Genomic DNA, 26,332 nt, shown 5'->3' with positions numbered 1-26,332 from the left:
CTCCTTAATTTTATATATTAAATACTTTACATAATGACTGTACTGCATGTTCACCGTTTTCTTTATCTATAACATATGAAATCGATATTTCACTTGTTGTTACCTGATAGAAGGGGATTTCATTATGAATCAATGATTTAAATACCTTTGATGCCACTCCGCTCATATCTCTCATACCTGAACCGATGACAGAAAGCTTCGCATACGTTGAACGCGACTGATGGCTGATAGCCGGGTAGTTTGTACTTAATCTATTAAAAATACGTTCAATCTGTAACTTATCTGTGTCTTTCATTGTGAATGAAATTTGAAGGCCATCTAAGTTTACGATTTGAGATATCATATCGATATTGACTTCTTCTTGTTCTAACTCATCAAATAATTGATTTAATAATTTTGTGTCATTCATAGGGTAACTTAGCGTCACATACTCCATATCATTATCTAGAGCGACACCAGTCACTGCTTTTTTCTCGAGTATTTGGTCTTTTGGCATAATCCAGGTTCCTCTCTCATCTGATAAAGTTTTTCCGAGATAGATCGGAATATTATGATTTTTAGCAATTTCAACACTTCTTGTCTCAAGCACCCCAGCTCCGAGAGAGGAGAGTTCCATCATCTCTTCAAAGCTTAACTCATCTATATGTCTTGTCTCAGGATAGATACGTGGGTCTGTTCCAAAGACACCTGTAACGTCTGTATAAATTTCACAAGGAGCGCTTAACGCTGCTGCCAGTGCTACCGCTGTAGTATCACTACCGCCACGGCCGAGCGTGGTGATTTCATCCTGTTCATTTATACCTTGAAACCCTGCGATAATGATGACGTCATATGATTTGAAATTTTCAATGAGTTTCTGATCATTAATTTCAGTAATCTTACTTTTAAGATAATGTCCTTTCGTGCGAATACCCGCCTGACTACCGGTCATTGCAATAGATGCAACGTGGAGATCATGCAATATGATCGATAAGTATGAGATGGTCTGCTGTTCTCCAGTAGTAAGCAGCATCGCTAATGCACTTTCTTTCGGTGTACGAGAGATTGAACTAACATTTCTCATGAGGTCATCTGTAGTTTTTCCCATTGCAGAAACGACGACAACTAGTTTTTCATTATTTTCTGTGCGTTCCTTTAAGTAATTAGCGACTGTGCTAATCTTATCGAAATCACTAACTGACGTCCCTCCAAACTTTAGTATCCGAATATTTGATTGAGTTAATTGATTATGCAATTAAAATCCTCCTATGGCATCTGCAACAAAAAAACAAGCCCGGATATGCTCCGGACTTGTTAACGTTTATATACAAGCGATGCACTCCATTATAGTAATATAATGACAGATTCTTAGCTCTTAACCTGTGAATCCAACACTATGTATGCTGCAACATAATATAGTGTTTCGGCATCGCACCCTTTCCATAACTTATTGCAGTAGGGTAGTTATGTACTCATGATTGATGCGCCTCATCTGTTTCTTTATTAAGTTATGAATATAATCATACAAAAAGTATTCTGAATTGTAAAGTATTTTTAGAAAATTATTTTAATACGCCTTGTTCCTTTAAGTATTCTTCATAAGTAACCTCTTTTGAGAGACCACCAGTGACATTTAAGTCGATGACACGGTTGGCGATTGTATTGATGAATTCAAAGTCATGTGAAGTAAAGATGATTGAGCCTTTAAATGCTTTAAGGCCATCGTTTACTGCAGTAATACTTTCTAAGTCCAGATGGTTTGTCGGTTCATCTAATAATAATACGTTCGCACTCGATAACATCATCTTGCTTAACATACAACGTACTTTCTCTCCACCTGATAATACCGTTGCTTTCTTACGGACTTCTTCACCTGAGAAAAGCATACGTCCCAGGAAACCACGTAAGAATGTTTCAGTTTGTTCTTCTGGTGGAGCATACTGACGTAACCATTCTACAAGGTCAATATTTTTACCGTCAAAGTATTCAGAGTTATCTTTCGGTAAATACGTCTGACTTGTAGTTACACCCCATTTATAAGTGCCTTCATCAGGCTCCATTTCTCCAGCTAAGATTTTAAGTAATGTTGTCTTAGCGATCTCTGAATCACCAACAAGCACAGCTTTATCATTCGGATTCATTGTGAATGAGATATTATCTAAGACCTTAACGCCATCAATGGATTTTGATAATCCTTGCACTTGAAGCAGCTCATTACCAATTTCACGTTCGGGTTTAAAGTTAACAAACGGGTACTTACGACTTGATGGCTGAATGTCGTCAAGTTCAATTTTTTCAAGCATCTTTTTACGGCTCGTTGCTTGCTTAGATTTTGATGCATTTGCTGAGAAACGTGCAACGAAGTCCTGAAGTTCTTTAATTTTTTCTTCTTTCTTCTTGTTTGAATCCTGTAACATTTGTTGTGCAAGCTGACTCGACTGATACCAGAAGTCATAGTTACCAACATAGATTTTAATCTTACCGTAGTCAAGATCAGCAATATGCGTACATACGTTGTTCAAGAAGTGACGGTCATGGGATACTACGATTACAGTGTTTTCAAAGTTGATTAAAAATTCTTCTAACCAGCTGATGGCAGGGATATCAAGACCGTTCGTCGGCTCATCCAGTAATAATACATCAGGTTCGCCAAATAGGGCCTGAGCTAATAGCACTTTGATCTTCTGATTGTTTTCAAGCTCTGACATTTTCTTTTCGTGTAACTCATCTTTAATACCGAGTCCAGAGAGTAATACTTGTGCATCACTTTCTGCAGTCCAGCCACCCATTTCACCAAATTCACCTTCAAGTTCAGCTGCGCGCATACCATCTTCATCGGAAAAGTCAGGTTTCATGTAGATTTCATCTTTTTCCTTCATTACATTCCATAATCTTTCATTTCCACGAAGTACGACGTCTAATACGCGTTCATCTTCATAGGCAAAGTGATCCTGTTTTAAAACAGATAAACGCTCATCTTTTCCTAATGAAACGTGGCCCGTCTGCGAATCGATCTCACCAGATAGGATTTTTAAAAAAGTTGATTTTCCGGCACCATTCGCACCGATTAATCCATAGCAGTTGCCTGGAGTGAATTTAATGTTTACATCTTCGAATAACTTTCTATCTCCGAAACGTAAACTAACATTAGATACTTGTAACATGTATGATCTCCTTTATAATTATTTCGCGTAAATTATACCATATATGGATAACAAATTTGCATTCCACATTCAATAATAGCATGCTTTACAGTACATTTATACATTAACAGACTATATTTTAATTATGTGTTATAATAAGTAATTGATAAAGGCAGAGCCTTAAAGGAGAGACATATGGAACAAAAACAATTATCAGGAAGTATCGACTTCCTTCGTGTAGACCGTCTAGAAGGATCTACTTATTATTTATTAGGACCAAACAGCGAAGAAGTAAAGCTCAATGCATCTGAAGTATTAGAGGATGATGAGCTGGAAATCGGCGAAGATTATTCATTTTTCGTTTATCCAGGTCGTACTGGCGATTTATTTGCAACACAAAACATACCTGATATCTCAACCGATCGTTATGACTGGGTAAAGGTTATCAAAAAAGACCGTGATGGTGTAACCGTAGATATCGGTATACCGCGTGAAATTGTTATTCCGTGGGAAGATCTTCCAAAATTAAAAGAAGTGTGGCCAGAGGCAGGGGATGAAGTTTTTGCATGTCTCAGAGTGGATAGAAATGATCAATTATACGGTCGTCTTGCAAGTGAAACAATTGTAGATACGATGTACACCGCGGCACCTGAAACACTACTTCATACAACGATTACAGCACATCCTTATCGCCTCTTACGTGTCGGCACATTTTTACTGTCAAAAGAAGGGTACAAAATCTTCGTGCATGAATCAGAGCGACGTAGCGAACCACGTCTTGGTGAAGCTGTTGAAGTACGTATCATTGGTCATAAAGAAGACGGGACATTAAATGGCTCATTTTTACCACTTGCGCATGAACGTATGGATGATGATTCCGAAATGATTTTAACGATGCTGAACGAGTATGGTGGGGAGCTTCCATTTTCTGATAAATCAGATCCCGAAGCAATCAAAGACGTATTTAATATGAGTAAAGGGAGCTTTAAACGCGCAATCGGCAGATTATACAAGAGTAAGCGCATCACTATTGAACCCGATAAAATTAAATTAAATCAATAAAAAAACGGCTGAATTGAAGTGCACCCCTAAAGTTGAACCTTAAAATTCAACTTTAGGGGTGTTTATTTTGAATAAAAAGCATGATCTTGATTTTAAATTAAAACTAATCAAAGAATATAAAGAAGGAAATATTGGTTATGATTCATTAAGTAACAAATATGATATCGATCCTTCACAGCTAAAAACATGGACTTACCAATTTGATACCTTCGGTATTGACGGCCTTATATCCAGTATGACCAGAAAGAAATATTCAACAGATGAAAAATTAAGAATCATTCAGTATAGAATTACTAATCAACTTTCATATAAAGAAACTGCTAGAATCTTTGAGATTACTAATCCTACTTTAATAGCTCAGTGGCAGATGAAATACAATCAATATGGTATCCTAGGTTTAGAATCAAAACCGAAGGGTCGTGCGTCTAAAACTATGAAAAATAAAAAGGTTGATAACACTAGTTTAAACGAAAGTGAACGACAAGAATTAATACGCTTACGTGAGGAAAACAGGAGATTAGAAATCGCAATTGCTCTCGAAAAAAAGTTACAATCCTTAGCTCGAAAAAATCAAACGAAGAAATAGTAGCTGCTATTATTGAGTTAAGGAATGAATCTAACTATAAGTTAAAAGAAATATTATCAGTAGCTATGATAGCGAAAAGTGTATACCATTATTGGAAATTACGACTTAGTGTCACTAAACATAAAGACAATTATTTAATTACTTTGATTAAAGAAATCATTAACAAACATAAAAATAGGATAGGTTATCGTACAGTAACCGACGAACTAAGAGAGTTAGGTTTTGTAGTTAACCATAAAAAAGTTCTTAGAATAATGAGAGAAAATAATTTACTTTGTACAAAGTTTAAATATAGAAATAGAACATATAAGTCGTACAAAGGGAGAGTTGGCAAAACAGCTAAGAATAAATTGAATCGTAGATTCATAACTAATCGCCCATATCAAAAATTACTTACTGATGTAACACAATTCAACATTAAAAATGGAACTAAGCTATATCTGTCAACAATTTTTGATGTATGTTCGAAGGAGATTATTTCTTATTCAATTAGTAAGCGTCCAACATTGGAATTCGTTATGGAATTATTGTTAAAAGCAATTAATGTAATTCCAGACCTTCCCTATAGAACTACAATCCATTCCGATCAAGGGTGGCAATATCAGCATAAATCTTGGGTACAAACTTTGAAAAAGAATAGAATTATTCAAAGCATGTCTAGAAAAGGTAATTGTCTTGATAATTCTCCGATGGAGAATTTCTTTGGTATTTTAAAACAAGAAATGTTTTATGGAGAAACATTTGATTCTTATGATGAACTAGAAGAGGAGATTATTGACTATATGGAGTATTATAATTTAGTCAGAAAGAAGAGAAAATTAAAAAGCAAGACTCCTGTAGAATACAGAAATCTTGCTTTAATGAAAGTAGCTTAATAAAAAGTTCAACTTTTTGGGTTCACTACAAATCAGCCGTTTTTTTATTGCAACGACCATCCTTGGTCATTGTGATAAATCATTAATTTGCTCATACCACCGTCAATCGTAATGTTTTCACCTGTTATAAATGCCGCTTCTTCTGAACATAGAAATTTGACCATTTCCGCAATATCTTCAGGTTTGCCAACACGACCTGCAGGGTGCTGGTACGCATTTGCACCTTTATAGATTGTATTTGTAGTGTCAATCCACCCCGGACTGATAGCATTTACACTCGCAATGCCGCTTAAACTCACTGCTAATGCATGGGTAAGCGCATGAATACCGCCTTTTGCTGCGCTGTAACTTTCAGTCTGAGCTTGACTCATCATTGCACGAGTAGAGCTGATATTTACAATTGATGCACCTTCACTTAAATGAGGTTTCAGTAACTTCACAAGGTAGAATGGGGCAGTTACACCGACTGAAAGCGCATGTTGAAATTCTTCATATGTACAATCATCAATACCTTTCATGACTGGTAATGCGTTATTAATAATAATATCTACTTTTTGGTAGTGTGTTATTACTTTCGATACAAATGCTTCCAGCACCTTCTCATCAGCGATATCACCGTGATAAAAACTTCCTTCCTGTATATCGATGCCACATACAATTGCGCCATTTTTTTCAAAACTTTCTTTAACACATTTACCGATACCACTCTGATCACCAGTAATCACAACTACTTTTTGTTTAGACATTACATATCAGTCCTTTATTAATTTTCAATTTCTTCTGTTAGTTTTTCAAGTTCATCAACGAGACTTCCGATATAAGCAATCGTTTCTTTAAGTGGGGCATCGGTAGTTAAATCGATGTTGACCATTTTGGCAAGCTCTACAGGAGTTTTAGAGCCACCAGCCTTTAATACCTCAGTCCAAGCTTCTACAGCAGGTTGTCCTTCTTCTAATATTCGTTTAGACATAAGTGTCGCAATCGTTAGTCCTGCAGAATACGTATAGGGATATAATCCCATATAATAGTGGGGTTGACGCATCCATGTCAGTTCCGCACCTTCAGTAATTTCTACAGCATCTCCCCAGAAATCTGAAATGACGTTACGCTTTATTTCATTAAGAAGTGGGGCAGTAAGCGATTCACCTGCATCTACGCGATTATAGACTTCACGTTGATATGCCGCTTCTAACAAGTGTGTCACAAAATTGTGATAGTACGTTCTAGAAATAATCGATGCAATTACCCAGCGTTTAAATCTAGGATCATCCGATTCTTTTAATAAGTGATTTGCCATAAGCATCTCATTCATCGTACTCGGGGCTTCAACAAAATACAGTGAGCAGTTAGCATCAAATATATTCTGGTTATTATTCGCATAGTTAAAATGACCAGCATGTCCTAATTCATGTGCTAACACAAATACTTCAGTCATTTTAGACGTCCAAGAAATTAAGATAAATGGATTGGTAGCATATGGACTTGCACAAAAAGCGCCAGTAGATTTCCCTTTATTCTGTACAAAATCAATATAGCGTTTGTCATAAGAATCGTTCACGAGCTGCATATATTCTTCGCCCATTACAGAGAGTGCTTTCTTAATGTAATCACGTGATTCTTCTACTGTAATATCTGGTTCAGATGACTCATCCAATGAAATCTTCAAATCTTCAAATTTCATTGTTTCAAGTTTATTTGCTTTTTGTATCAGTTTTGCATAACGACGCATATGTGGAGCAAGTTCTTTCGTTATTAAATCAATTTGGCGATTGTATAGATCACGTGACACTTCCTGATCGTGTAACAGGAAGTCAATGACTGAATCATATCCTCTTAATTCAGATTCAATCTTTTCCTGCTTCACTTGTGTATCATAAGTCTTTGCTGTAGTGTGCTCGTACCTTCTCAAAGTATCTGAGAAAGCTTTAAAGGCGTTGCGTCTAACTTCTGTATCATTATCAACTTCTAGTTCACCTTCGAACGAAACATAACTCATCGGTATCGTCTTACCGTGTGCTTCAAATGTACCGAAATCGATATCCTGCATCTTAGTCGTATCATATAAATTATAAGGAGCATTAAACACTGGAGAGAACGATGCTAGAGCCTTTTCAACCTCTGGATGTAATTCATATGGTTTCGCTTTAATTAATTTTTCAAAGAAACGACTATATGGCAGGGTATCTTTCAAAGTTATAAGCTCTGATTCTTCTTTTGCTATAAGTTCCGAATTTAAAAATGTAAGCTCGCTTGCAATCTTACCGTAACTTGAAGAAAATTTGCTGTATAGTTTTCCAGCATCAGGGTTAGTCTGATCTGTACTGAACTGTAAGTTTGCATAATTTCCTAAAGTGTCTAATGCGATATTAAGCTCTGCATATGTATCTAACGCTTCATGGATTATGTCTGTGTTGTTTAAATTACCTTTATATTTCTTGTTGAATTCACGTGCATTTTCTACTGCTTGTTCTAACGCTTGATAAAACGAAGCATCATCTTTAAACAGGGGAGATAAGTCCCATGTTTCTGACGCATTAACTTCACTTCTTGATGGTAATCCCATAAATCATCTTCCTTTCATTTTTAAATCAACACCTCCATTGTACTACTATTCTAATAATTTAGAAAGTTCGTTTATTTATAATTTTATGTTATATCTAGCATCAAATTGGATATAATACTAAAAGTATTAAATAAATGATAAAGGAGTGACTGGATGTTCACAGTAGGAGATATTAGTTTTTATGAAATCCCAAACTTTTTATTGATTTCGATTGTAGGAATGGTTGTTATTTCAATATTATTTGGATTGTTGATGGGAAGATTTATTTTCGCACCGGTTCTAACGTTTTTAGCTTTAGCGATTTCTGCGTTTATTTTACCTAATTTTTATGCCATCAAATATCAGCCATTGTTAGGATATGCTGCATTTCTGTCTGTGATCGCATTAATTTTAAGTATTATTTTCTGGTATGTGACACGCGATCATAGAAAAGCAAAACGCATGAAACAACAAGCATTAGATGAACAGCAACGTTATGATGATATACAGAATCAATCAGAGATGGAATCTATAAAACGTCATGAAAAAGAGCGTTAAACCAGAACGAGTAGGTTCTGGTTTGTCTCTAATCTATAACTTCTGATAATATATATTATGTAAACTAAAATATATAAAAAAGTAATCACTTTAAGTGATTACTTTTTTATACGTTGTTTTATTTGTGCAGCTTTAGTACGCGCACTTGTTAATAGCTGATATGCATTGTATCTAGTTTTATTGATTGGTTTTATAAAGTCACCGACGAGTTCTTCAATCTGTGCGTTAAATCCACGTTTAAAACGATATACACCATAATCTTCGCTGTCTTCATTGAAATCTCCGGACACACCATAGAAATTATAACGGTCATAGCCATGGTCCAGACAATAATTGATCATATACCAATGCATTGCATATGGACCCATGAACTTGTTATATTTTGTGCTGGAACCACCTGAGTAATAATTCACCTCATAATGATTCTGGAAGAACATGCCCGCTGCTAGATTTAGTATTTGTCCATCTGTTTTTCGCAATTCGCTTATTTCAAGCAGCTCTTGTTTTATGTGATCAATATCACGATCTTTCTGCGCAATTTTCGTCAGTTGTTTTTCGCTTTTATTTTCATTTGCCATCATCTGGTCTCGTGACATTTCTGCTTGTGTAAGTTCTTCGGAAAGTTGCTGCATATATTCATCTAAGTCTATATACGCTAATGGTAGTAGTATATTTTCTCCATATGTATCATTGAATCCTTGCATATAGTCATCCGGTCTTGATATAAATCCGGTTCTCTCTTCAGTTTCTCGATAGAGATCAAGAAATAGATTCAGTTCATCCTTATGCAGCATTCGTACTTTTACACCATATTTTTGTGCTTTCTTGATATTGCGCTTTCTTTGGGAATCAAACTGTTTCATCAGAGATTGCGGTGTTTCTCCATGTAAATACATGACACTCATCCAGCGTACTTGCTCATCTGGTGAGTATCCTCTTTTGAATCCTTTGTGCTGATAGCCAAGCTGTTTGAGCTGATGAATAATCTCATCGTTTGCAGCATCGTCCTTTGCATTAACATCCTTGTCATAGCATTTGTAGATCCAATAAGGATCAATCTTTACAAATACTGCCTGATGACGTCTCAAATAATGGTCAAGACCTTTGAAGAAGAAGTCAACCAGTTTCGAATCATGGAAGTCCATCACAGGCCCTCGATTCGAATAGTACTGATAACCTCCAAAGATCGGAATTTTCGAGAAGAGGCTTGCAGCGATGACGCGTTCTCCTTCTTTTACACCAAGCAATACAACGGGATAGCCTTTTCGTTCACGATTCTCTATATTCTCCTTCATTTGAAAATAATGACTCATCGCCTCAGTTTTCCACATATACTGGTCATATTCCTCAACGGTTAATTCTGTAAACTTCATAGATACTGCCTCCAGTAATACTTATTTCTTGATTCGTTTGTATATATTATAGACACTTTTATTGACAGGGAGTTCAAAATCACCGATATACTCAATGACATCGGCATTATAACCTTTTTTAAATTTAATAACACCCGCATCAGGTGCATCCTCATTGAAGATACCGCTAATGCCATAGAAATTATATTTGTCGATACCATGATCTATAGCATAGTTGATCATGTGCCACTGTATTGCATAACTTCCAGAGAAATGTCTGAATTCATTCGAAGACCCTCCGGCATAATAGACTACTTCATGCGGATTTATAAAGTAAAACGCAGCAGCAATCGGTAGTGTGTCACCATGTTTTTCTTTCAGTTGCTGTGCTTCTTTCAGTTTCTCTAAAAGTGCTTGTTTTTGTCTTTCACTATCCGCTAACTTATTTTGTGCCTTTTTATTTTCTGGTTTGCTTTCGATATCAGCTTTGGCTTTGTCTATCGCACGTTCTATTTCTGTAAGCTCTGCTTCCAGCTCGGGAATATAAGTATTAAAGTCAATATAGGCAAGCGGCATCTTCACACGATCTCCAAATTTTTCTAATCTTGAGATATAATATTCATCTCCACGATCTTCGAAATCTTTCTTATCGCTTGTATCCTGCATAAATGAACGGAAAATATGGAGCTCGTCTTTTTCCAGATATCTTACTTTAATACCATTTTTTATGACCTTCTTAGTATTACGCTTCCTAAGACTATCCATATCCTTTATGAGCTGTTCCTTCGTTTTACCTTTTAGGTCCAGGACTGAATGCCATCTGATTTGGTGTATCGGGTGAAACCCAGTTGTAAAGCCGTCATGCTTGAAACCAAGGGATTTCAATGTTTCAAAAATATCATCTGTCTTATATGTTTCGATGATGTCCCCATCGTGATTACGTAACTGGTATGGTATGTAAGGATCTATTCTTAAATTTAACGCTTTATGCTGTTTCATATACTTCTTAAGTTCATTAAAGAAGAACGTTACAAGCTCCCTATTGTGATAATCCATGACAGGACCGCGGTTTGAATAGAAATATTTGAAGATTTTCATTATAGGAACCGATGTAAATAGACCTGCAGCTATGATTTCATTATTCTCATCTTTCACACCGAGCAGATGTGTCTCTATACCTTCTGAAATCTTCAGATCATAGTTTACAGCCATCTGTGTAAAATGACTTGGATGCTGGTCTGTGAAAGCACTGAATGCTTCACGTGTAAGTGTTGTAAATTTCATTTGTTTTCTCCTTCTTTTATCATCTCAAGCATCATATTAACATATTCATACCGTAAAAATCATTTATAATTATAGTTCGGCTCCTTTTAAGACTATTAATTCAATCTTTAATGCACTATCTTTGTGATTTTACGCTGCTCATGATAAAATTCGGTTATATAGCCGGAATTTTAAAAATTCGGTTATATAGCCGGAATTTTAAAAATTCGGTTATATAGCCGGAATTTTGGAGGGGTATTATGCTTTCTATATTTATTATGGACGTTTCAAATAGTACACAGCTGAATAATACGGATGACATCAGTAAAGCTCTTGAAGGGATAACAGAAAGTATCGAACAATGGACGCAATCTCTTAACTTCAGCTATATTAATTACAGAATGGGCGATGAACTTTTTTTTGTTAGTGATTGTACGCATGCGACACTACTGATAGCGTACTATATTAAACTGTTATGGCCCTATAAATCTCAGCCAGTAAAATTTGGTATTGCAGCAGGCAATGAGGAGGTTCCTAAGCGGCATATTGAACATTGGAACAGTAAGCTGACAAAAGCGGCACGTAATAATCTGGATCGCATTAAGAAATCAGATATCAGTGATTTTTATGTTACGATTGAAGCGGCAGATATGTCACTTTATAATGATGTCTTATTCCCTTATCTTACTGAAATTGTCCAAAATCAATCGCTTTTACAGCAAGCGATCTTCCAGCAGTCGCTCTATATCGATACTCAAAAAGAAATTGCTCAGCTGAATAACAAGAGCGTTTCCACCATTTCAGAACATCTGAATAAAGCGCATTATAAGCAGCTCGGACTAATCAAGAAACATTTGACATTTTCTGATGCACAATGCACTATTGAACCTTCGATCATCCAGTCGTTAAAAGGAGGTTTAACATGGCTCTGAAAATAATCATCATGCTGATAGGTACACTCTTCTACCTGCTATCAGGCCCAGTCGTTAAACGTATTTTAACTTTTATGAGTGCGAGTGAAATGAAGACATCCGATAACATCGGATTACTTATAGGCTATATAGAAAGAATGCTGGTTATTTTATTTTTTATACTCGGCGAATATACAGCAATAGGGCTTGTAATAGCAAGCAAATCAATATTACGATTTAATGATCTTAAAGATGACGGTACGCATCATAATCCTGATAAAATCGATAAAAAAAGTGAATATATTTTACTTGGGACGATGCTAAGTCTCCTTATAGGTATCATTAACGGCATCATTTTCAAGCTTGTCTTTATATAATAAAAACCGCACAAGAGTGCGGTTTTTATTATAGTACCTTTACAAATGCTTCTGCAACATCTGTACTGGACTGAGGGTTCTGTCCAGTTACAAACTTACCATCCGTTACGACATTTGATTCAAATGCCTTACCTTTCACAAATCTTGCACCGTTTGTTTCGAGTTCAGTTTGTAAAGCGAACGGAACGTTGTTGTCCAAGTTCATCTGTTGTTCCTCTTCGTTTGTGAATCCAGTTAGTTTGACGCCATCGATCAAGGAACTGCCATCTTTTAGTTTAGCCCCTATAAATGCGCTTGGACCATGACAAACTGAACCGATAACGCGATTATCATCTTTATAGAATGCCAATATATTCTGTAAATCAGGATCTCCTGGCAGATCATACATTGTACCATGGCCTCCTGGTATGAATATGCCGTCATAGTTTTCAAATACGATATCTCTTAATTTCAATGTTTTCCCTAGTTTTTGTACGACGTCCTGGAATTTCTTCGTTTCATCGTTCTTAGTAGAATTGGGATCAAGTGGTACAGCACCACCTTGAATCGAAGCGAAATCCACTTCAATATTATTGCGTTGGAATACTTTGTAAGGCTCTGCAGCCTCACCGAGCCAAAGACCTGTTGGTGTGCCGTCGTTCAAAGTATCATGATTCGTTAAAACCATTAGAACTTTCTTCGCCATAATAAACACTCCCTTTCTTTGATATAAATACATTATAACGAAGAAAGAGAGTGAATAAAAACATTTAACTTAAAGTACAGGACTCATGACATAATGATAGATAAGTTTTTCTGTGTTCAGTAGCGAATCTTTGTGTGTGCGTTCCATCGCATGGCTAGATTCAATACCAGCTCCAAATAGACCATGTTTAACATCGTGACCAGCACTCATTGCAGCACTTGCATCACTACCGTAATATGGATAAATATCTACTTTATAATCAATATTATTGTCTTTGCAAAGATTTACTAAATGTTGTTTCAATTGATAGTGATATGGGCCTGAGCTATCTTTTGCACAGATGGATACCGTATATTCATCAGATGCCTGCCCATCACCTAACGCCCCCATATCAACAGCGATATATTCTACAACTTGTTCCGGAACATTAGAGTTACCACCATAACCGATCTCTTCATTATTTGAGAAATAGAAATGTGTCGTATGCGGCAGTTCAATATTTTCAGCTTTTAAATGACGTAATAACTGAATCAGCATCGCAGCGCTTGCCTTATCGTCTAGATGACGAGATTTTATAAATCCGGATTCAGTAATCTCGCATCTTGGATTAAACGTAATAAAATCTCCGACACTGATACCTAACTGTTCAGTATCTTCCTGAGACTTCACGATTTCATCAATACGCACTTCCATATGATCCTCATCACGTTTGATATCACCTGCGTTACGATAAACATGGACACTTGTCTCATGGAGACAGATCGTTCCTGTATACACTTTATCATTCGCATGGATTTCACAGTACTCCCCTTCAACAGCATTCCACCTGAAACCACCCACCATTGATAAACGTAAGCGGCCGCTCGGTAGAATCTCTTTAACCATCGCACCTAACGTATCAACATGCGCTGTTAAATATTTATGACGTGTATCATCTTTTCCAGGTACAGTAACTAATACCCCACCTTTATTAGTCTGCTGTACATTGTAACCAACCGCTTCTAACGTTTCAGTCACATAGGCAATTGCTTTAAACGCAAAACCTGACGGACCTGGAATATTTACTAAACGCTCAATCTCTTGCATCGTGCTATTAACATCTGGATACATTTTCATTCTCCTTTTCAAATTTACTGATAATTTAATCTTATCTGATAATGAGAGGGAGTACAATATACTAACATTATTTATTTTTATTTTATCAGCGAGGTTCCTTCATGCTGAATAAACTGCCCATCATAAGCATAGCTCCAGAAATAACGATAACAAATACTACTATACTCATCGCATACGGATTCAGATACGTTCCAAGGACGAGCGAGCCATTTGATAACAACTGTGCGCCACTGAACGTGAATGAGCTGAATGTATTATATGTACCACGTTTTTCTTTGGGTATTAGTGTCAGCATTTCAGCACTTTTAATCGGAGCATAAATCATTTCACCGAATGTTGCAGCAAGCACAGCTATGATGATCAGCCACCACATATTTGCTGAAGTGAGCACAGCATATCCTATTGCGTACATCAATAGCCCAAACCCCAGAATCTTACTCAGTTTAAATTTATCTAACCACTTACCGATTAATAAAGAAAATGTAATAACGGTAATTGTATTGACGAGGTTAATCACTGTAAACATTCTGACACCGGTAATTTCAAAGTTGAATAAGTAAACCGTTTCAAAGCTTTTATGAAGCCTTACAGCAACGTAAGTACTTGTCATAAGCTCCACAGTTGCAATGAGCATGGTACCGATTACCATCAATACGAATCGTTTATCTTTAACGACAGTCTGATAGGCAATGAACAGGTCTACAAAGACATTATTATGTTCTTTTTTACGGATAAAGCTGTTTGTTTCTTCAATATATTTCATATATAAGAAACTTAATATCAGTGCCACCATCGCTGAAGCAAAGAATAGCCAGCTTTTATGTTCGCTATAGAATAGCCCGCCCAGGAGTGCTCCGATTGCCAGTGATAAATTTATTAGCCAGTAATCCATACGATATAATAATTTCTTATTTTCATCTGTTGCTGAATCCTGTACAAGTGCACTCATAGAAGGTCTGCGAAATGCACTGAATATGGTAAAGAGTATAAACGTCGTCATAAATAGATAAATCCATGAGTTGACAACGGTTAGCCACATAAATATTAGCGATAATGCTTCAGTAAATGAACCCAATATCAGCATCTTCTTTCTCGGGAATTGGTCGACTAAGTAACCTCCCCATATATTACTGATAAACTGGACAAAGACGATTGATGCTAAAAACAATCCAGCGATTCTTGCATTCAGCTGATCAGTTAAATATAGTGCAATAAATGGTAGTATCGCACTATAAGTACAGCGATTGACAAATGAACCCCACAATCTGAGCTGGATATTAATCGGTAAATCACGAACTTTCATTTTCATTCCCCCTAACTTTATACATATGATAAAGTAGACTTAATGATTTAAAAATGGACAATATTTTATTTTAGTCCACTTTTAGGAGGAGCTATGGAGCAATTATTACTGTCATTCTATAATTTAAAGATTACAGCATTTCATCAATCGTCTGTCAGTGAACAGTTAAAGGTGAGCCAGAAGCATTTATCCAGAAGTTTAAAAAGGTGGCAGGATAGTGGTTATCTAACTTTTAAGAGTGCACGTGGTCGAGGGAATAAAACAACGGTTCAATGGTTCGTGGATATCGATACATTATATTTCAATAAGGTGAATGTAATGCTAACGCGACATCAATTGTCAGATGCTATTCAATATTTAACATGGGACTGGTCTATTCATCATAAACAGATACTGATTACGAAAGCGAATCAATTACTTGGGGTATCTACAGCTGATGCAGATAAATTAGTCGTTAAGAAGCGCTACGCCCCACTCTATTCTCATCCTTTAGAAGTGGTTGATATCAATAGCTCAAATATATTAAGTAATATTTATGACACGCTAATCGCTTATGATAGACATTCGAATCAATATCATTATAAGATAGCACAGCATATCGATTTCTATGATGATCATGCAATGATTTATTTACGGAAGAATGTTTACTTTCATGATGGTACTCAAGTGACTGCTGAAGATATTAAACGATGTCTGAGTCATGCGATAGCGTATCAGGAGACGAAGGTGCTACTAAATCCAATTGTGTCAATTGAAGTGATTAATAAACTTACGCTTAAAGTATACTATCACGATTTCCCGTATTTTAAAGACGTGTTATGTAAGTTAAATCTTGCAATCTATAAGCAGGATAAGCAGCATATTATCGGTACTGGACCATTTTATATCGCAATGAATAATGAATTTCAGACGACTTTAAAATCATTTGATCAGTATTATGGCTATCAATCATATATTGATGAAGTGGAATTAATCTATATACCGAAGCTTAAAGAAAGTAACTTTACGTTAAGTGATAGTGATACGTTCCAGCATATCGAAGTAACGGATGGTTTTTATTATGTCCTGTCACTCGCTCAAAATAAGTTATCTGATCTTCAGAAAGCAACTGTGCATTACTTATTTCAGCAGTCAGTTCATCATCTTAAAGATATACACACAAGTAAAGGAACCCCTTATATTCTGAAAGATCAGCCACTTTCGCTTAAATCATTAAATAAATTAGAAGATCATTTCTCTATAACAATTGTCTATCCGAGCTACATCGAAAAAAAGATGCTCCAGTATAAAAGATATTTAAAGCGATACAATATAGAAACGGTATTAAAACCTATCGATATTATGACTTCCTTTAAAAGTGAAATAACAATTGAGGGGGATATCTATATCCATGGTATGTTCTTTAGTGAAGCGGAATCCTTTGAATACTTTACGATGCTCTATCAAAATAAAACGATGCATCACCATTTATCACAACAATATCCTCTGTTGAGTGATTATTATGCTACATATATCGCAACAGATACTCGTGAGTGGAATGAACTGAATCATGCGATTAATCAGTCGTTATTTGAATCACATACACTCTACCCTATCTTCAACATTACTCAAGAAGTTAAAGTACCAAATAGCATTCATAATGCAAAAGTAACTACTGCTGGATTCTATAACTTTTCAGAGCTTGTGATTAAACGATAAAAAAACTTTCAGGAGACCTGAAAGTTTTTGGTTTTATGAATGGTGATTACTTTTTAAGATTTTCTATTTTCTTCTTAAGTTTGATAACATCCTGTATATCAATGTCAGGATCAAGTAACATCTGTTCTAATTTATATTCTAATAGCTGTAAGTGACTACTATCAGTCGTTTGATATTCTTTCTGTTTTGTGTCATCTGATAATTGTTGTTGTTTTATGACAAATTTATTCTTTGTCGTATTATTTATAAATTGCTCATCATGAGATACAATCAGAAAACTACCAGGATAATTTATTAAAAATCGCTCTAATGCTTGCAATGTAGAAACATCCAGAAAATTTGTCGGTTCATCCAGGATTAACAGATCATAATCACCGAGTATTAACTTTATGATTTGTAGTCTGACACGTTCTCCACCGGATATAAACTTAACAATTTGATTCAATCTAGAATAATCAAATCCTAATGCAGCGAGTACGTTTCTAATAAGTATATCGTCCTGTACTGATGTACTTCGTACATTTTCAAATATACTTTTTTGTTCATCTAACGTCGTTAAATTTTGCGCAAAATAGCCTATTTTTAAATTTGGTTTATAGTAGCCATCTATTTGCTTTTCAATTAATTGTCTAATAAAAGTTGTCTTACCACTCCCGTTCGATCCAGTTATTGCAATTTTATCCCCTTGAACTAGTTTGAAGATGCCAGATTGAAATAACAGGTGATTTCCAACGCTAACGGTAAAATTATCTAAATGAATTAACGTAGCACCAGTATCTTTTAATTTACCTATTGCTTTAATCTTAAATTGTTTGTCACTCAGAGGTTTTTCTACTTTTTCTATTTGTTCAATTCGTTTTTGCAGCACTTTACTTGATTTAGCGATTGCTTTTTCCTGACTGTCATAAGCACCCATTCTTGAGTTGACTTTATAGTCGGAAATACTAATATTCTTCTTTCTTTTTTTAAAGTTTGAGGCATGTTTAATTCTTTCAATTGATTCTTGCTGGAGTTGATTAATTTTCTTTTGATACTGTTCATATTCTTTTAATTGCTGCTCATATTGTTTCTTTTTTTGTTCATCGTAATCATCATAGTTACCGGTATATATATTAAGTTTTTTCTCTTCTATTTCTAATATTTTTTGTACTGTTTGATTGAGTAATGATCTGTCATGACTCACGATTATCATTGTTCCTTGAAATTGGTTGATTTGATTTATGAGCCACTTGATATTGTTCATATCTAAATTAGTGGATGGCTCATCAAGTAACAATAAAGCATTATTGCTATTAAATGCATCAAGTAAGTAACTTTTCGTCTGTTCCCCGCCGGAATGGCTCGTTATTTCTTTTAATTTCGGAACATATTTTGTTTGAAACGGATTAGTTATTACACCTGAATATGATGTATCTATTTGGGCAATCATTTTAAGTAAAGTTGATTTTCCACAACCATTTTTACCGATTAAGCCAATCTTATCTCCTTGGTTAATCTTTAATTGGTCTATTTTGAATAAAGTAGTATCTTTTACTTGCTTATGAATATTTTGAAATTTTAGCATCATGTCATTCTTCCTTTCATCTTTTAATATATGAAAGTCCAAATGATGATATTAAAAAAGGACATAGTAATCCTGTCATCACAAATTATCATATTGTATTCAATATCATCATTTGGATTTATAGAATTACCATGACCTTTTACCTCGTTATCTTAGGTTGCTGTAATTATACCATATTTTTGGTTGCTACAAAACAAATAAAATAGATTTATATTAATGCGTCTTCAATTGCTGTGTCGCAATTTCCAGCATTCTTATATTTAAAGCATATTGTTCAGCAATTAAGTTATATACACCGTCTTCTGATAATACACCAGTCGGGATATCCTGATACGTATCAGATTCATTTGATAAATCTACATCACGCATATACTCTTCGCTACCATAATAGTCTTTTAAGGCATTATAATCTGTGCTATTTGCTTCCAATTGATCTAATAACGCATTCATCTTTTCAACAATTTCACTTGTTTCATTTAATACTTTCTCATAACGGATTACATCTTCTTTCATTGTATGCACCTCATATTGATATATATTAACAATTTATGTCTATTATACGTTTGATGGATGAATAATTCCAGAAAGACGTATTTTTGATTATTCAATTTAATTCTTCCTAGGTTAAAGGTTGACAGCTTTCAATTCTTTCTAAATCTAATTTAGCTTGTCTAATAGTGTAATGCATACTCTTTTTCTTTCATACGTTTCAATTGTTCTTTTTTACCATCGATACGTTTAGCATCATAGTTTCTTTGTCCAATATCAAAGTTTTTATCTACTTCTTTCATAGCTAATATAACTTTTTCTCTTTTATCTAGTGCATTTTTTGTAAGTTCACTATATTTAACTAATTTCATATACATCATCCTCTCTGTATACTATGTATAAATATTGTACATTCAATATAGTAAAATGTAAACTTAACAAATTTTATTAAATATCTATACTATATATTTTATTGATTTGATATAACCTTTTATCATGCTATTTTAGATAGTTATAATTACTACTATGCCTTATGACCAGCGATAAGACCATTGCGCTTCATCGCCGTGCCTTGCTCTGTATAAGATACTGCACGCAAGATGCTATTCTTCCCGAAACGTATCTTTAGCTGGTCTACCGTCTTTTCCAGTCTCTCTTGTTTCTCACGTTCAAACTCATCAACAAAGAGCGATAACTGACGATCTTCCTCACGAATAAAGTTCGTAAGTGAAATATTTACTGTACGATACATACGCTTCTGATCACATAACTGCATCATAAATCCCCATACAACCTGAAAGATATCAGCAGTTAAATTCGTCCCTTCAGATAATGTGTAACTTTTATTTGCTTTCCCTTCATCACTATAGCCAACAGTAAAAGAAATCGTACGTGCAATCATATTGTCAGCACGTAGTCTGAATGTTACTTCTTCAACATGTTCTAACACGACAGCTCGCAGTTCATCGAAACGGTAATCACGCATTAAAATCTGACTTTTATTAATAGAGGGTTTATAAATATGATGTTTCTCTCGAATTAAACTTGAATCGATGCCATTCGCATGTAAATGCAGATCTACTCCGATAATACCGAAATCGCGCTTTAAATAATGATGCGGATAATTAGCAAGCTGCCCAATCGTAAATATCCCCTTTTGATTGAGTTTCTTCTCGGTGCGACGATTAATTCCCCAGAACTTACTTAACGGCTCAATCGACCACATCTTTGCCGGTACATCTTCGTAATGCCACTCAGCAATCAGCAATACCGTCCGGTTGTTTCTTTGACTCCATATCCAATGCAATCTTGCTGAGTAAGACATTATCCCCTATTCCCACGGCACACTGAATTTGCGTCTTATCATAAATTTCATTCTTAATCTTTAAAGCCAATTCATAAGGAGTTTCTGCATATAATTTGTAACTCTTTGTAACATCCATAAAGAATTCATCGATACTATATTGATGGTAATCCTCCGGTGCAACATATTGCAGTGAAATCTCAGCAATTTGACTTGCAACTTTCAGGTAAGTGTTCATCGATGGATTGATAATATAAATATTAGAACGATGAGGTATTTCAAATAAACGTGAACCGGTCTTAATCCCCATCGCTTTCAGCGGTGGTGTAGCAGCAAGTACAACCGACCCCTGACGTTTCGTATCAGCGACAACAGTGAGCTTTGTTGTTATAGGATCAAGTCCTTTCATGATGCAAGAAACACTCGCAAAGAAACTCTTCTGGTCAATACAGAGTACATTTCTTTTCTCGCATAGACTGTAATCATACATATTAAGCACCCTCTTATAATCTTTGATGATATATTTATCATACCAGAACATACGTTCTATTTCAATAAAAATAGAACGTATGTTCTTGTTTTTAGAGATATTAAAACAAAAATAAATAAACGGCAAATATGGAATACAACCCCACATCCGGAACACATGTAATAAACATATAAATCACTCTATTTTCTTTTTAAAACACACGATTCTATTTGTTTCTTCAGATCCTAATTTTTCATGCATTAAAATACTATCTATATTTGTTAACTCACAATCGCTAGCAAATTCAGTACATCCATTCTCTTTAGCAAACTGTTCACAAGCTGTAATAAGTGCTCGTGCTATTCCACGATTTCTATATTCAGGTAAGATAAAAATACCTTCAAGAAAACTTACAGGACTTGTTTCTGTCCCCTCAACATAATCAACACGCAAACTGACATGTGCAAAGCCTACATCCAGATGATTGTCATGATACAGAAATACACGTTGATTATCATGATGGATTAAAGACTTAAATTCATCTATTGAATCTTCATATACATTATCCAGCCATAGTCTTAAAGCAAGGTTGGTTACAGTCTCTACTTTTCTAACCTTAAAGATTGAATCATAAAAACGTCTCCTTGATATCCACAACCCAAACAGCATAATGATCTCCTACGTCCCAGTAATCTTTAAAGAAATATGTAGGTTGACCAAATTTACGCGTCCACGTGGCCATCGCTTTCTTATAACCACAGTCAAAGCAGTACGAATCGACACCCTGCCCTTTCATAAACTGTGTCAAAAGCGCGATAAGTTGACTACCTATTCCTCTACTCTGATAATCAGGATGTATGTATAATGTCCCCATCTCTTTTAATCCATCAACTTTATCTCCGACAAGCTCCTGGATCATTTGATTAGGTGTATAGAACCCAATGATTCCAACAACAACGTCGCCATCCTTAGCGACCATAAACATATCATCTGAACCATTAAAATAACGATTGATATAAGTCATCTTTTTATTAATTTCATTATTAAGGTCTTCATCATCATCAACGCCATTGTTTAAAAATGTATGTGAAATAACATGTTTAAAGTAGTCTTTTAATTGATTAACGTCTTTGTATTGTAATTGTTCATATGAAATCATAAGCATCTCTCCTAATGATTTAATTGTTATATTTTTATAATAATAGAAAACAGAATAAATAAAAAATGAAGTTAACTTCAAATCTAACGAAACATCCGTAAAAATGAAGTTAACTTCATATTAAAGCATTATGAGAAAATTGTAATTACAATTAGTATAGCAATCGGTAATCCAAGTAAAATAAACGATATAAACCAAGACATCGGTCTTGCCATATTTAATGTCATCCCCATTTCTGAAAGCTTAGGTACCCAGACATTCAGATCATCAGGATTATAGTAGAATAGTCCAAAGATATAATGTTCCTCATTGTAATATGGCGCTTTGTCTGAAGTGGCTATGGCTTGACGATACTTCTTATCTTCAGAAATTTGTAAATAGATACAAGCCACTGTAATTAAAAGCAGCATTCCAATCAGCATCATCATGATACCATTCGGCAAATAATTATCATTATACACTGCAGGTCGAATAAAGATTAATATAAATAATAAGGTCATCGTAAATGAAATAAGGTGAATCATCATACTGTTAATCAGCTTAGAATTTTTTATAAAATTGATAGAAGCATCTTTGACAGCAGGATTTACAGTCGTATTGAAAAAGCTTGTCCCCTTTGAACTTGCCCAAAGTGATAATAATATGGCTAATCCAAGTAAGCCTGGAGAAAACACGCTGAAGAAATTCTTTTGACTGAAATCATCAGCTACACCCTCAAAATTCCAATGGGTAGCAATTGTTTCGGGTATATTATCATAATTTAATGCAACAAATATAAATGCAGCAATAAATGCAATCAGCTGCATTACATATAGAACATTCGGAAGTGGTGTACTTTCTGTCATTAAACGTGTATCTGTGGCTTTAACTACTTTAATATCTTTCATCCACTCTTCGCTTAACTTTACGGCTTTCAAATGATCATGAGCACTTTTATAGATAATAATTGCACCGATAATTAAAACGTGCAGCAATATAACAAAGCTTAATAAAGCTACAGAATGACTGGCAAATAAATAAATTACTATAAATAATAGTGCTACAGCAATGGCTAACATTAAAATTTGTTTTCTGTATTGCGCCTTTACCGATACAATTGCCCCATTATCTGTTTCACTCTCAGGCACAAAGACACTAAATATTATATTACGACGAACGAAACGACCATTCAATAAGAATAATAAGCCGGTTAAAAATAATAAGCCGCTAAGTAATAAACCTTCCATCATTAACCCTCTCCCTTTTCAATTAATTTCAGTAAATCAGCTACATCCAATTGTTTGCACTTTGCTTCATCAATAATCGGTTTCAAACGACTTATTAAATCTTCCCGTTCAACTTTTGTCGCAGCCTTTAAAGCATCAGGATGAATTATCGCTCCGGACTTCGGCTGCACAAGAATCAATTGTTTCTCCTCCAGATAATGATAGGCTTTGTTCACCGTATGCATATTAATCTGAAGACTCTTCGCAAATGCACGACCAGAAGGTAATGGATCATAAGGTACGACATTTCCTTCTGCAATATGATGAATCATTTGATTGGCAAGCTGTAAATATACCGGTACATTACTCGTTTCATCAATCTCTATATACATTAAACCACCTCTCTGTTATACAAAGTATAGAACAGATTTAAAGACAAAAATAAAACCGATCTGTTATACATTTATTATAACAGATTGGTGTAGGATTACAATTTGAAATATTTCATGACTTCTTCGTGAGTATAGGTTACTTTGTGGTTCAAATGCTCACGATAAGCAAAATCAGCATCAAGCGTATCCTGTATATCTTCCATATGACTTTGACATCTCTCAATCCATAGTTTTTCAAACTCTGCTTCTCCTAGAATGCGATGGGATAGATCATTAATATGATAAATATTTTCTTGTTCACACCGCTTTATACAATCCAGATATAATTGCATATCTACTGATGTATTATCAATATCATAAATTTCAACCGGTATATCTATAACCCCTTTTTGGAAAGCAACGAAACAACGTGTATGACCATCAACGATATAAAATTGATCGTCGTACAGAATTACTGAGATTATTGTATTTTTGACAGAAACATCATCCAGCCATTCACTTACCTCATCCACTTTACGTTTATTCAGCTTTTTTCTGCTTCGCATAACTATAATTTCCTAAATACATGTTTACATGTTTATCTTCAATCCAATAAGTAACATCAAAAAACTTATCAAGAAAATATCTATCATGCGAAACAGCGATAATCGTTCCTTCGAATTTATCTAAAGCATCTTCTAATATTTCTTTAGATTCAATGTCTAAGTGGTTCGTAGGTTCATCGAGAATGAGTACATTAAAATCATTCGACATAATTTGTGCCCATCGTAAACGCATCTTCTCTCCCCCACTTAAATCTTTCACTTTTTTAAATACGTCATAACCATAGAATAAATAGCCAGCGAGATGATTACGAGCCTCACCTTCAGTGACTGATGCGTAAGCACGATACGCGTCTAAAACAGTATCATTGTCTTCAGTAAAATGATGTTGTGACAGATAACCAATCTTAATATTAGGTGCAATAATAATTTCGCCTTCATCAGGATTAACATCCTCTAACATCATTTTTATTAACGTACTTTTTCCTGTACCATTGGCTCCAACAATAGAAATCCTATCATTTCTTCTGATTTTCATATTTACATCTTCAAACAATATATCATCATACATTTTGGCAACATCAATTAAAGTGAACACATCTTTAGAAGATTTGTCTGCACTTTGAATATCAAGCTGCATTGTTTTAGCATCAATAATCGGTTTCTTTTTTATTTCTATTCTAGCCAAAGCTTTTTCCATACTTTTTGCGCGACGATGCATTGCGGCATTTGGTGGTACAGCTTGATTCGCCCATATTTTTAATTGTTTGATCTGTGCTTTCATCTTTTGAATTTTCTTCTGTTGATTTTTGTATTCTTCATACTCTCTTAAGATTCTATCTTCTTTTTCTTTTATGAAGTAAGAATAATTTCCGTGATAAATATGCAGTGCTTGTTGATCTATCTCTAATATTTTACTCACCGTCTCATCAAGAAAATAACGGTCATGAGAAATAATAATAACAGCACCTTTATAATTTTTAATAAATTGCGTTAACCATTCAATACTATCGATATCCAGATGATTTGTCGGTTCATCCAGTAGTAATAATTCCGGTGATTGAAGTAATAACATGGCTAAACCAACTTTAGTACGTTCTCCACCTGAAAGCTGAGACCAAAGTCTACCGGCCAATGGATTAATTTTAAGACCGTGCATAACAAAGTTGATTTTACTATCCATTTCATAACCACCTAGTGCTTCAAACTTCTCTTGTATATTGGCATATTGAACTAAAATCTTTTCAAGATTATCGGGGGTACTTGCCATTTTTAATTCTAATGCTTTCATTTTCTTCTCTATTACTTCAAGATCAATAAAAGTTTGTGCTAAACATGAATAAACATCCATATCATCCGGGAATTTCGGGATTTGGCTCAAAATACCAACTCGTATATCTTTTGATAAACTAATAAAACCACTATCAGGACGCTCTTCTCCTGAAATGAGTTTGAATAAGGTTGTTTTACCTTCACCGTTTCTTCCGATAAGACCGATACGATCATGATCGTTTACTTCAAATTTAATATCATCAAATATTACATCACCTGTAAAAGATTTTGATACTTGTGCTACGTTTAAAATATTCATTTTTACTCTCCTCTAGTTTGCTAGAGGAACCATGTTTAGTATTCCTCTAGAAGTTGTACTTGCTTAAAAAAGGGCAGACTCCACCAATTTTTAATTTCAAACGCAAATTTCCCACGTACCGTTAAAACAAAACGCATACGCTTCGCAACTTCTAAAAACAATACCAAC

25 protein-coding genes, 1 pseudogene and 1 riboswitch are annotated in these 26,332 nt (G+C 34.9%); of the genes and pseudogenes, 7 read left to right on the top strand and 19 right to left on the bottom strand.

Annotation, left to right across the window (positions count from 1 at the left end):
* Positions 1–10: 10 nt before the first annotated feature.
* Together CD152_RS06905 and CD152_RS06900 are read right to left on the bottom strand one after the other, a co-directional pair.
* Positions 11–1,234: an aspartate kinase gene (locus CD152_RS06905; protein ID WP_012656953.1), complete on the bottom strand. Its 1,224-nt coding sequence runs from the start codon at positions 1,232–1,234 to the stop codon at positions 11–13.
* Between the two features lie 71 nt (positions 1,235–1,305).
* A riboswitch (Lysine riboswitch) is annotated at positions 1,306–1,479 on the bottom strand.
* 62 nt (positions 1,480–1,541) lie between these two features.
* Positions 1,542–3,143: an ABC-F family ATP-binding cassette domain-containing protein gene (locus CD152_RS06900; RefSeq protein WP_012656952.1), complete on the bottom strand. Its 1,602-nt coding sequence runs from the start codon at positions 3,141–3,143 to the stop codon at positions 1,542–1,544.
* 174 nt (positions 3,144–3,317) lie between these two features.
* On the opposite strand from CD152_RS06900, the gene CD152_RS06895 reads away from it, so the two are divergent.
* Genes CD152_RS06895 through CD152_RS06885 form a run of 3 tightly spaced genes read left to right on the top strand, consistent with a single transcriptional unit; the run spans position 3,318 to position 5,645 of the window.
* Complete coding sequence (locus CD152_RS06895) at positions 3,318–4,184, top strand: CvfB family protein (RefSeq protein WP_099483613.1); 867 nt, start codon at positions 3,318–3,320, stop codon at positions 4,182–4,184.
* A 58-nt stretch (positions 4,185–4,242) separates the two neighbouring features.
* Complete coding sequence (locus CD152_RS06890) at positions 4,243–4,770, top strand: helix-turn-helix domain-containing protein (protein ID WP_101042853.1); 528 nt, start codon at positions 4,243–4,245, stop codon at positions 4,768–4,770.
* Positions 4,701–5,645, top strand: coding sequence for an IS3 family transposase (locus CD152_RS06885; RefSeq protein WP_111626087.1), 945 nt, complete (start codon positions 4,701–4,703; stop codon positions 5,643–5,645). Before CD152_RS06890 ends, CD152_RS06885 begins: the two co-directional genes overlap by 70 nt.
* Positions 5,646–5,689: 44 nt before the next feature.
* Here CD152_RS06885 and CD152_RS06880 read toward each other — a convergent pair whose 3' ends face one another.
* Both CD152_RS06880 and pepF read right to left on the bottom strand, forming a co-directional pair.
* Positions 5,690–6,391 carry an SDR family oxidoreductase gene (locus tag CD152_RS06880; protein ID WP_103214553.1) on the bottom strand — a complete coding sequence of 234 codons (702 nt, stop codon included), beginning with the start codon at positions 6,389–6,391 and terminating at the stop codon, positions 5,690–5,692.
* A 17-nt stretch (positions 6,392–6,408) separates the two neighbouring features.
* A complete protein-coding gene (gene pepF / locus CD152_RS06875) occupies positions 6,409–8,208 on the bottom strand; it encodes an oligoendopeptidase F (protein WP_101140573.1) in 1,800 nt (599 codons plus the stop codon).
* A 153-nt stretch (positions 8,209–8,361) separates the two neighbouring features.
* Between pepF and CD152_RS06870 the strand changes: the two genes are divergently transcribed.
* On the top strand, positions 8,362–8,745 hold the full coding sequence (locus CD152_RS06870; RefSeq protein ID WP_103214552.1) for a hypothetical protein: 384 nt from the start codon (positions 8,362–8,364) through the stop codon (positions 8,743–8,745).
* A 98-nt stretch (positions 8,746–8,843) separates the two neighbouring features.
* On the opposite strand, the gene CD152_RS06865 is transcribed toward CD152_RS06870, so the two are convergent.
* Positions 8,844–10,118: an aminoacyltransferase gene (locus tag CD152_RS06865; protein ID WP_101140575.1), complete on the bottom strand. Its 1,275-nt coding sequence runs from the start codon at positions 10,116–10,118 to the stop codon at positions 8,844–8,846.
* Between the two features lie 21 nt (positions 10,119–10,139).
* Positions 10,140–11,381 (bottom strand): aminoacyltransferase, encoded by a 1,242-nt coding sequence (locus CD152_RS06860; RefSeq protein WP_101140576.1) that lies wholly within the window; start codon positions 11,379–11,381, stop codon positions 10,140–10,142.
* A gap of 239 nt (positions 11,382–11,620) precedes the next feature.
* On the opposite strand from CD152_RS06860, the gene CD152_RS06855 reads away from it, so the two are divergent.
* Both CD152_RS06855 and CD152_RS06850 read left to right on the top strand, forming a co-directional pair.
* Positions 11,621–12,292: a hypothetical protein gene (locus tag CD152_RS06855; RefSeq protein ID WP_101140577.1), complete on the top strand. Its 672-nt coding sequence runs from the start codon at positions 11,621–11,623 to the stop codon at positions 12,290–12,292.
* Complete coding sequence (locus CD152_RS06850) at positions 12,283–12,648, top strand: hypothetical protein (RefSeq protein ID WP_012656944.1); 366 nt, start codon at positions 12,283–12,285, stop codon at positions 12,646–12,648. The genes CD152_RS06855 and CD152_RS06850 overlap by 10 nt, the downstream gene beginning before the upstream one ends.
* A 28-nt stretch (positions 12,649–12,676) precedes the next feature.
* Here CD152_RS06850 and CD152_RS06845 read toward each other — a convergent pair whose 3' ends face one another.
* The 3 genes from CD152_RS06845 to CD152_RS06835 form a co-directional block, all read right to left on the bottom strand.
* On the bottom strand, positions 12,677–13,333 hold the full coding sequence (locus CD152_RS06845; protein WP_101140578.1) for a type 1 glutamine amidotransferase domain-containing protein: 657 nt from the start codon (positions 13,331–13,333) through the stop codon (positions 12,677–12,679).
* Between the two features lie 69 nt (positions 13,334–13,402).
* Entirely contained in the window at positions 13,403–14,443 is a 1,041-nt protein-coding gene (locus CD152_RS06840) for a M42 family metallopeptidase (RefSeq protein ID WP_101140579.1), read from the bottom strand.
* Positions 14,444–14,534: 91 nt separating this feature from the next.
* On the bottom strand, positions 14,535–15,752 hold the full coding sequence (locus CD152_RS06835; protein ID WP_157820954.1) for an MDR family MFS transporter: 1,218 nt from the start codon (positions 15,750–15,752) through the stop codon (positions 14,535–14,537).
* Positions 15,753–15,845: 93 nt separating this feature from the next.
* On the opposite strand from CD152_RS06835, the gene CD152_RS06830 reads away from it, so the two are divergent.
* A complete protein-coding gene (locus CD152_RS06830) occupies positions 15,846–17,450 on the top strand; it encodes an ABC transporter substrate-binding protein (protein WP_101140581.1) in 1,605 nt (534 codons plus the stop codon).
* A gap of 46 nt (positions 17,451–17,496) precedes the next feature.
* Here CD152_RS06830 and abc-f (CD152_RS06825) read toward each other — a convergent pair whose 3' ends face one another.
* From abc-f (CD152_RS06825) to abc-f (CD152_RS06780), 10 genes and pseudogenes are all read right to left on the bottom strand, one after another.
* Positions 17,497–19,017: a ribosomal protection-like ABC-F family protein gene (abc-f, locus tag CD152_RS06825; protein ID WP_103214551.1), complete on the bottom strand. Its 1,521-nt coding sequence runs from the start codon at positions 19,015–19,017 to the stop codon at positions 17,497–17,499.
* Positions 19,018–19,227: 210 nt separating this feature from the next.
* Complete coding sequence (locus tag CD152_RS06820) at positions 19,228–19,527, bottom strand: DUF4298 domain-containing protein (RefSeq protein WP_103214550.1); 300 nt, start codon at positions 19,525–19,527, stop codon at positions 19,228–19,230.
* A gap of 158 nt (positions 19,528–19,685) precedes the next feature.
* Positions 19,686–19,880, bottom strand: a complete 195-nt coding sequence (locus CD152_RS06815; RefSeq protein ID WP_133422286.1) for a hypothetical protein — start codon at positions 19,878–19,880, stop codon at positions 19,686–19,688.
* A gap of 146 nt (positions 19,881–20,026) precedes the next feature.
* Positions 20,027–21,296 (bottom strand): annotated as a pseudogene (locus CD152_RS06810) (Y-family DNA polymerase).
* Between the two features lie 174 nt (positions 21,297–21,470).
* Positions 21,471–21,944, bottom strand: a complete 474-nt coding sequence (gene aac(6'), locus CD152_RS06805) for an aminoglycoside 6'-N-acetyltransferase (protein ID WP_103214549.1) — start codon at positions 21,942–21,944, stop codon at positions 21,471–21,473.
* Positions 21,904–22,434: a GNAT family N-acetyltransferase gene (locus CD152_RS06800; protein ID WP_158552795.1), complete on the bottom strand. Its 531-nt coding sequence runs from the start codon at positions 22,432–22,434 to the stop codon at positions 21,904–21,906. Before CD152_RS06800 ends, aac(6') begins: the two co-directional genes overlap by 41 nt.
* 128 nt (positions 22,435–22,562) lie before the next feature.
* The gene (locus CD152_RS06795) at positions 22,563–23,663 is read right to left on the bottom strand and encodes a DUF1648 domain-containing protein (RefSeq protein ID WP_101143228.1); all 1,101 of its coding nucleotides are present in this window, start codon (positions 23,661–23,663) and stop codon (positions 22,563–22,565) included.
* The gene (locus CD152_RS06790) at positions 23,663–24,031 is read right to left on the bottom strand and encodes a GntR family transcriptional regulator (RefSeq protein WP_101140588.1); all 369 of its coding nucleotides are present in this window, start codon (positions 24,029–24,031) and stop codon (positions 23,663–23,665) included. Before CD152_RS06790 ends, CD152_RS06795 begins: the two co-directional genes overlap by 1 nt.
* A 95-nt stretch (positions 24,032–24,126) precedes the next feature.
* On the bottom strand, positions 24,127–24,576 hold the full coding sequence (locus CD152_RS06785; protein WP_103214548.1) for a ParB N-terminal domain-containing protein: 450 nt from the start codon (positions 24,574–24,576) through the stop codon (positions 24,127–24,129).
* On the bottom strand, positions 24,551–26,164 hold the full coding sequence (gene abc-f / locus CD152_RS06780) for a ribosomal protection-like ABC-F family protein (protein ID WP_101140590.1): 1,614 nt from the start codon (positions 26,162–26,164) through the stop codon (positions 24,551–24,553). The genes CD152_RS06785 and abc-f (CD152_RS06780) overlap by 26 nt, the downstream gene beginning before the upstream one ends.
* Positions 26,165–26,332 lie beyond the last annotated feature (168 nt).

Origin of the sequence: Macrococcoides caseolyticum, assembly GCF_002902665.1 — a bacterium.
Classification (GTDB): Bacteria; Bacillota; Bacilli; order Staphylococcales; family Staphylococcaceae; genus Macrococcoides; species Macrococcoides caseolyticum.
Note: the sequence above shows the minus strand (reverse complement) of the source record. Positions and strands in the feature narration are given on the sequence as shown.